Below are 1,855 nucleotides of genomic sequence, written 5' to 3'. Positions count from 1 at the left end.
CCCGCCGACCGCACCCGCCCCGGTGCTGGCGCCGGTCAGCGCGCCCACCCCGCAGCCGCACGCCTCGCAGCCGCCCGGCGCGCAACCGCCCCGCCGCCCCGCTCCGGGTCCCGACGACGACCTGGGGGAGCGCAGCGTCCTGGGCGAGGCGTCCTGGTGAGCCCGTTCTGGGCCGTGGCGATCGCGCTGGTCGGGTCGGTGCTGCTCACCGGTGTCCTGGTCGGGTTGGCGCTGCGGGCGAGGCGCGGGGAGCGGGCCGAGCTGCTGCGGCAGGTGCGCGAGCACGGCTGGGAGTTCCGCGGGCGCGACGACCGCTGGGTGGGCGTGCACCACGAGCTGGAGCGCCACGTGCCGCTGGAGCCGGTGCTGCTCGGTCCGCAGCCGGTGGTGCGGGCGAGGAGGGCGAAGGACGTGCTGACCGGCGAGCACCGGGGCCGCCGCTTCGCGCTCATCCGGTTCGCCGTCACCCGCAGGGAGAACACGTCCCGGACCAGGTGGGTGGACGAGCGGGACCTGTGGGTCCGGCTGCCCGCGCCGAGGCCGACGCTGCGCGTGGCGCGCGGGACCGCGCTGTCGAACCGGATCAACGCCGCGATCGCCCCCGGCGCGTTCCTGCTGGGGTGCCCGGAGTTCGACCGGGAGTACCAGGTGACCTGCTTCGACGAGGCGTTCGCCAGGGCGGTGCTCACCCCGGAGGTGGTGGCGCACCTGCTGGGGACCGGGCACCGGGGCTTCTGGGTCCGGGGCTCCTGGCTGGGCGGCTTCCCGTCCTACCGCGAGCTGCGGGACGTCGCGGGCGTGCTGGACGCCTGCTGCGACCTGCTCGACACGATCCCCCGGCACGTGTGGTCCTGACCTCCCCCGGACGGCCGCCCCGCACCCGCCCCGACGTCACCTCCGGGGCCCGAGCAGCGCGATCACCGCCTCCGCCGCCGGTTCGGCGAGCGTGTCCAGCCCGCGCCCCTCCTCCACCGCCGTCGCCATCAGCTCCCGCAGCCCGCCGATCAGGATCGTCGCCCACTGCTTGTCCACCGGCCGCAGCCCCGCCGCCCGCAGCTCCTCGGTGTCGCACAACCGCTGGACCATCACCACGAAGTGGTCGGTGACCTCCCGCTCCAGCGCCCGCGCCGCCGCGCCCAGCGACGGCAGGTCCCTGATCCAGCTCAGCGTCAGCTCCGGCGTGGTCCCCGCCGCGTCGAGCCACGCCCCGACCGCCTGCCTGACCTGCTCCTCCCACGGCGCGCGCGGGTCGACCGCCTCGGTGATCCGCACGATGATCCGCTGGTTGGCCTCGGCGAGCAGCCGCGCGTAGCAGGCCTCCTTGTCGGCGAAGTGCTCGTAGAAGGTGCGCCGCGAGGTCCGCGCCCGCCGCACGACGTCGGCGACCGTGGTCCGCCGGTAGCCGTCCTCGGCGATGCCCTCCGCCAGCGCCCGCAGCAGCCTGCCCCGGAAACCCGCACCCGCCGCGCCGGTGGTCGTCACGGTCCTGACGTTATCGGGCGCGGGCCCGCCGTCGCCACGACCGCAACCGCCCCCCGCGACCGCAGCCGCGACCTTGTGGCCCGGACCACACCGCGCGTACCGTCGCTGCGGGGTACGCAGGTGTACCAAGCGGCCGGGGAGGCCCTCAGATGAGCGAGCACGTGGACGTCCTGATCGTGGGCGCGGGCATCTCGGGGATCAGCGCGGCGCACCACGTGCAGCGCGCCCTCCCGGACCGCTCGTGCGCGGTGCTGGAGGCCAGGGACTCCCTCGGCGGCACGTGGGACCTGTTCCGCTACCCCGGCGTCCGCTCGGACTCGGACATGCACACCCTCGGCTACCGGTTCCGCCCGTGGTCGCTGCCCGAGTCGAT

The 1,855-nt window shown here is 75.8% G+C and carries 3 protein-coding genes; 2 read left to right on the top strand and 1 reads right to left on the bottom strand.

Annotated features, from left to right (window positions below; all coding sequences use genetic code 11):
- The first annotated feature begins 156 nt into the window (after positions 1–156).
- Positions 157–855, top strand: coding sequence for a hypothetical protein (locus ACTUAL_RS05245; RefSeq protein WP_440899451.1), 699 nt, complete (start codon positions 157–159; stop codon positions 853–855).
- Positions 856–891: 36 nt separating this feature from the next.
- On the opposite strand, the gene ACTUAL_RS05240 is transcribed toward ACTUAL_RS05245, so the two are convergent.
- On the bottom strand, positions 892–1,482 hold the full coding sequence (locus ACTUAL_RS05240) for a TetR/AcrR family transcriptional regulator (protein ID WP_096493080.1): 591 nt from the start codon (positions 1,480–1,482) through the stop codon (positions 892–894).
- A gap of 149 nt (positions 1,483–1,631) precedes the next feature.
- Between ACTUAL_RS05240 and ACTUAL_RS05235 the strand changes: the two genes are divergently transcribed.
- Positions 1,632–1,855, top strand: a 224-nt coding sequence (locus tag ACTUAL_RS05235; RefSeq protein ID WP_440899450.1) for an FAD-dependent oxidoreductase, incomplete at its 3' end; no start/stop codon positions are given.

The sequence above is a fragment of the Actinosynnema sp. genome (assembly GCF_052038725.1).
This window is presented reverse-complemented; position numbering and strand designations above follow the sequence as displayed.